The organism is Endozoicomonas sp. ONNA2, assembly GCF_024606365.1.
Classification (GTDB): domain Bacteria; phylum Pseudomonadota; class Gammaproteobacteria; order Pseudomonadales; family Endozoicomonadaceae; genus Endozoicomonas.
This window is the reverse complement of record NZ_JAHHPO010001074.1, coordinates 1-5,549: the sequence shown is the minus strand read 5'-3', so window position 1 is coordinate 5,549 and position 5,549 is coordinate 1. Positions and strand designations below refer to the sequence as shown.

7 protein-coding genes are annotated in these 5,549 nt (G+C 49.6%); 5 read left to right on the top strand and 2 right to left on the bottom strand.

The window, feature by feature from the left end; all coding sequences use genetic code 11:
• The 3 genes from KDK14_RS19160 to ahpF form a co-directional block, all read left to right on the top strand.
• A partial coding sequence (locus KDK14_RS19160; protein WP_257266813.1) for an OmpP1/FadL family transporter occupies positions 1–832 on the top strand: 832 nt, incomplete at its 5' end.
• Between the two features lie 297 nt (positions 833–1,129).
• Complete coding sequence (gene ahpC, locus KDK14_RS19155) at positions 1,130–1,699, top strand: alkyl hydroperoxide reductase subunit C (protein ID WP_257266812.1); 570 nt, start codon at positions 1,130–1,132, stop codon at positions 1,697–1,699.
• A 197-nt stretch (positions 1,700–1,896) separates the two neighbouring features.
• Positions 1,897–3,480 carry an alkyl hydroperoxide reductase subunit F gene (gene ahpF, locus KDK14_RS19150; protein WP_257266811.1) on the top strand — a complete coding sequence of 528 codons (1,584 nt, stop codon included), beginning with the start codon at positions 1,897–1,899 and terminating at the stop codon, positions 3,478–3,480.
• Between the two features lie 219 nt (positions 3,481–3,699).
• On the opposite strand, the gene KDK14_RS19145 is transcribed toward ahpF, so the two are convergent.
• Positions 3,700–4,122 carry a PIN domain-containing protein gene (locus KDK14_RS19145; protein WP_257266810.1) on the bottom strand — a complete coding sequence of 141 codons (423 nt, stop codon included), beginning with the start codon at positions 4,120–4,122 and terminating at the stop codon, positions 3,700–3,702.
• Positions 4,119–4,334 carry an AbrB/MazE/SpoVT family DNA-binding domain-containing protein gene (locus KDK14_RS19140; protein WP_257266809.1) on the bottom strand — a complete coding sequence of 72 codons (216 nt, stop codon included), beginning with the start codon at positions 4,332–4,334 and terminating at the stop codon, positions 4,119–4,121. The genes KDK14_RS19145 and KDK14_RS19140 overlap by 4 nt, the downstream gene beginning before the upstream one ends.
• 510 nt (positions 4,335–4,844) lie before the next feature.
• Between KDK14_RS19140 and KDK14_RS19135 the strand changes: the two genes are divergently transcribed.
• A complete protein-coding gene (locus tag KDK14_RS19135; RefSeq protein WP_373691118.1) occupies positions 4,845–5,075 on the top strand; it encodes a nucleotidyltransferase domain-containing protein in 231 nt (76 codons plus the stop codon).
• A complete protein-coding gene (locus KDK14_RS19130; protein WP_257266808.1) occupies positions 5,065–5,454 on the top strand; it encodes a nucleotidyltransferase substrate binding protein in 390 nt (129 codons plus the stop codon). Before KDK14_RS19135 ends, KDK14_RS19130 begins: the two co-directional genes overlap by 11 nt.
• Positions 5,455–5,549 lie beyond the last annotated feature (95 nt).

The following is a 5,549-nucleotide window of genomic DNA, read 5'->3' as shown; positions in this document are numbered from 1 at the left end:
GGTGCTTGTAGCCCTTGGAAATCAAGGGTCAATATGGTTTCAACGAATAGTTACCTATGGAGAGGGCGAATTGAGCCGCTTTGTTAGACCTGCTTCTCCAGGTGATAAGGTTGTGATCAAAGGTGATGATTTGGCTTATGGCTGGAATATTGGTGCAATTTGGCAGCCAAAAGAGTCAACATCCCTGGGGGTTAGCTATAGATCAAGCATTAAACTGAAACTGAAAGGTGATGCTACTGGTACTGGCTCTATCTGGACTGCTCTAGGAGGTAGTGCAACGGAGAAAGCCAAGCTGGACATAACCTTGCCAGAAACCCTGGACTTGAGTGTCACCCACGAGCTGGATGACCGGTGGACAGTAATGGCCGGAGCAACATGGACTCGGTGGAGCCAGTTTGACAAGCTGGTCATTAGTTCTGATCAGGGAACTGGCCCTATTTCTCAAGTTGATCCTTCAGACACATCGGTTATAACCTATGTCCCTGAAAACTGGAAAAATGTCTGGGCGTTCGCAGTGGGTAGCAGCTATAAATACAATGACAGCCTTACCTTAAAAGCAGGTTATGCATTTGACCAAACTCCTGTTCAGGATGAGTACAGAACTGCCCGGATCCCTGATAGTGACCGTAATTGGCTAACCTTTGGGGCCAAGTACGAGCTGGGTGATGGCTGGACGGCAGATGCAGCTTATGGCTATATGTTCGGATCTAAAGTAGAGATTGATGAAAAAAACTATCAATCTAATGGAAGTCCGGCAGGATCGCTGACCCTTGCAGGCGAATACGACAATAACGCCCATGTATTCAGTGCCTCGGTAACCAAGCGCTTCTAACGTATTCTTTTTTCTTTATTTAGGAAAAGCTCACAGGAAAACAGCAACCCGGCTTAAGCCGGGTTTTTTCTTGACTTCAGATTATTCTCCCGGCTATCTCACTTTCCCTGCCTAAAAAAGCAAGGTCGTAAAATATGTACCTGTTGTTGTTTTGTCCGGTAATCCAAATCTTTCAATTATATAAATCTATCATGGTTATTCTTTTAATTAATTTTGATGTTCGACGATTTGGTCGTAATCTTTATTAGCGCCAAAACACACTTGAAACCAGCAAGACGACCACAACAGGAAAATCAAATGACTCAATCTCTGATTAACACCGTGATCAAGCCATTCAAAGCCACTGCTTTCCAGAAGGGAGAGTTTGTTGATGTAACCGAACAGAGTCTGCTAGGCAAGTGGTCTGTTGTCTTCTTCTACCCGGCTGACTTCACCTTTGTCTGCCCAACAGAACTCGGTGATGTGGCTGACCATTACGAACAGCTGCAGTCCCTGGGCGTAGAAGTATATTCCGTCTCAACGGATACCCACTTCACCCACAAGGCATGGCACGACAGCTCTGAAACCATCAAGAAAATTCAGTTCCCGATGATCGGCGATCCAACGGGCACGATAACCCGCAACTTCGGTGTGATGATTGAAGAAGATGGCCTGGCACTGCGCGGCACCTTTGTCATCAATCCGGAAGGTGAGATCAAGGCCATCGAAATCAACGACCTGGGTATTGGTCGCTCTGCCAAAGACCTGGTGCGCAAGGTACAGGCGGCCCAGTACATCGCTGAGCATGATGGCGAGGTTTGCCCGGCTGCATGGCAGCCAGGTGAAGAGACTCTGGCGCCTTCCCTGGATCTGGTTGGCAAAATCTAGCTGATAACCTGCCCGGAAATTCACTCCGGGCAGGGCTCAAAGGCTGACCAGGAATGGGGAGTCATCTTTCAATATTCCTGGTTAGCTTTATGTAGGTTTATCTGACAAACCTGTTCAGAAAAGCCCGGAAAAGAACATAAGAAACTTTCTTTCACCTTACGATTACCGTTTTTGAGATAAATGACAGGGGGACGGCCATGCTCGACACAAATATGAAAACCCAGTTACAGAGCTACCTGCAGAATCTGCAAACCTCCGTTGAGCTGGTGGTATTCCTGGACGACAGCAATAAGTCAGCGGAAATGGAGTCTTTGGCAAACGACATTGCCAGTCTGTCTGACAAGGTATCTGTCGCCAGGGCAGATAACAGCAGTGAGCGCAAACCCTCCATGCTGGTGCGCTCAGCGGCAACGGGCAGTGAGATACGCTTTGCCGGATTGCCCATGGGGCATGAGTTCACCTCTCTGGTTCTGGCGCTGCTGCACAGCGGTGGCCATCCGATCAAGGTTGATGATGGAGTGGCAGGGCAGGTAAAAGCGCTGGATGGTAACTATCGTTTTGAAACTTACGTCTCCCTGAGCTGCCAGAACTGTCCGGATGTGGTGCAGGCGCTGAACATCATGTCGGTCCTGAACCCGAACATCACCAATGTGATGATCGATGGTGCCCTATTCCCGAAAGAGGTGGACGAACGAAAAATCATGGCGGTCCCTTCGGTTTACCTCAACGGTGAACTGTTTGCCCAAGGACGTATATCTCTGCAGGAAATCCTGAACAAACTGGATACCGGCGCAGCCGAGCGTCAGGCAGAAGCCATCGCTGAAAAGGCACCCTTTGATGTGCTGGTGGTCGGCGGTGGCCCGGCCGGTGCCTCTGCGGCAATCTACAGTGCCCGTAAAGGCATCCGTACCGGTATTGTGGCTGATCGTTTCGGTGGCCAAGTGATGGATACCGTCGGCATTGAGAACTTTATTTCGGTCAAGGCAACGGAAGGCCCTAAACTGTCGGCGAGCCTGGAAGAGCATGTCCGCGACTATGACGTGGATATCATGACTCAGCAGCGTGCCAGCCGGATTGTTGCGGCAGAACAGGTGGGTGACCTGATCCGGGTTGAGCTGGAAAGCGGCGCAACCCTGAAGAGTCGCTCACTGGTTATCGCAACCGGAGCCCGCTGGAGAGAGATGAACGTTCCCGGTGAGCAGGAATATCGTGGTAAAGGTGTCGCTTATTGTCCACACTGTGATGGCCCGCTGTTCAAGGGTAAAAAAGTGGCAGTGATTGGTGGCGGTAATTCCGGTATTGAAGCAGCAATCGATCTGGCAGGCATTGTTGAGCATGTGACTGTCCTGGAATTCGACAACAAGCTCAGAGCAGATGAAGTACTCCAGCGCAAGGCCCGCTCCATGGGCAATATCGATATCATTACCGAAGCGCTGACCACAGAAGTGCTGGGCAATGGTGAGAAGGTGACCGGACTGCGCTACACCGACCGGGCAACGGATAAGAGTAAAACCGTTGAGTTGTCTGGTATCTTTGTCCAGATCGGCCTGGTACCTAACGCCGAGTTCCTGAAAGGAACTATGGAGTTAACCCCACGAGGTGAGATTATCGTCGGTGCCCAGGGTGAAACTTCCCTACCCGGTGTGTTTGCTGCCGGTGATGTAACGACCGCACCTTACAAACAGATCATTATTGCCATGGGCAGTGGCGCTACTGCTGCGCTGGGTGCCTTTGATTATCTGATCCGTACGCCAGAGCCCCGGCAACAGAAAGCGGCTTGAGTTGTCGGTACTTTGATTAGGTGACATAGATTAGGTGACATAAAACTTTAGTTTTTGACCAAACAGGCCTCGGTAACAATACTCCACGTGTGGTATAACCGGGGTCTTTTTTATGCACCGCAGAAAATTCGGAAAATCCAGGGTTAACAATATTCATGTCGACGACAAAGAAACAACCATATTTTGGTAAGTTAACCTCGTTTCCCACTGTTATGTGTTTCAAGGCTTTTTCACATCGCCAAACTGTTGAGCGGCCTTGTCGAAGGAATATACCCCGGCAAATTCTTCATTCATTTTCTCGATGATATTTCTGGATTTGCAAACGATCAGGGCATCAGTGAAACCGGCTTCTTTTCCTTTGACGGCTTTGGCTTTTTTGTAGGTATTGAGAGCTTTCCATACAACCGGCCCGTTTTCAAAAACAATGGACGGTTCATGGAATAAGTGCAAGATTGTTTTCACTATCTCTTTTTTTTTCAGCTGATACTTTCGGCCTGCTAAAGTCCAGACGGTTTCAACAAGGACGGCATCCGAAACAAGAACACGCCAACTCCCCTTGATAAGCCTTGATGCCTTTTTGCTCTGCAGCGCATCATCACTGAGCAAATACCTTAATAAAACGTTGGTATCAATGGCGATCATTGCAACCCACTCTGCAAAGATTCGTCATCAGAAATGTTTACCTGCGGCTTTATATGACTCAAAATCCCCTCAGCAGCCCCCTTTATCTTCTTGATGATTGTTATCTGTCCATCTGCGACAAAGCATTCAACCTCATCGCCGGGCTGAATGCCCAGTTCTTCACACTGACTGGCGGGTAGCGTGATCTGTCGCTTTGAACTCAGGATTGGCATCGTCCACCTCTTTACTTATATTGAATTGTAAAGATAGTAGCTGACTTTACTTTATGCAAAAAGAAAAGCATGGGTGGTTCAGATGTGTTTCAGGGAGGTTTCATGGTGATCATGCAGAAGTTCAGGCCATCAATCCTTACCTCGTTCCCACGCAGAGCGAGGAAAGGTTGGGAATCAGTACTTATATACACGACTTGAGCCCACCTTGCATATCCTCCACAATAGCGACTGACGTCTTAAGCCAGGCGTTTGTGCCAGCGGAACATCTCTGCATACCCGCACCCCTACTTGCAAGATTATCCTGCCGTTTACCGCGCTGTCTGAAATGCGTGCTGGCACCGTCGAAAGCATCGGTGCTTGCCAAGTATGAGCAGGTGAAAACCATGAACCTGCCCACCGATGGCAAGGAGAAAATGCTGCTGTCAGCCACTCGCACGCCGGAGAATCCGCAGGGGCTGACTTTCTTCAACACCTCGCAACAATGGATAATTTAAATACTGAAACGTTTCTATCTACCTGTTTGGCTCCCGCGCCAGGGGCGATGCACGGGAACGGTCGGATATTGACCTCGCCATTGCCTGCCCGAATGCCTCTGAACAGGAGTGGCAACAGGTGCTGGCCATTATAGAACAGGCCGATACGTTATTGCCCATCGACTGTGTGCGTTTGGATACCGAAGCACCACAGAGTACACTGCGAAAAGCCATCGACACGGATAAAAAGGTACTCGATGAGCGTTGATCTGAAACTGGATGCCCTCGGCAAAGCGTTGCAGCGTTTTCACGAATCCCTGCAATACGACGAAAACCAGCCATTGGTGATGGACGCTTCGATCCAGCGCTTCGAGTTCTGTATTGAACTGAGCTGGAAAACCCTGAAAGCGACACTGGATCAGGAAGGTATCAACGCCAACACACCCAGGGAGTGCCTGCAACAGGCTTACGCAGCTTACTGGTTTGATGACGAAGCGGCGTGGCTCAGTATGCTGAAAGATCGCAACCTCACGTCCGACACCTATAAAAAAGACCTGGCATTGGCGATTTACCGTCGCCTGCCCGGCCACTATCAGGCGATGCACGGCCTTTATACATTTCTGGCCGGTTGTTTGGATAGCCAGTAAAGAGCAGTCACCATGGACAGTACACAGGAACGCGTTTTCCAGAACGACATCATCGCCTGGGAGGCTGTCCGAGAATAGCGTCCGAAGCGAGGATG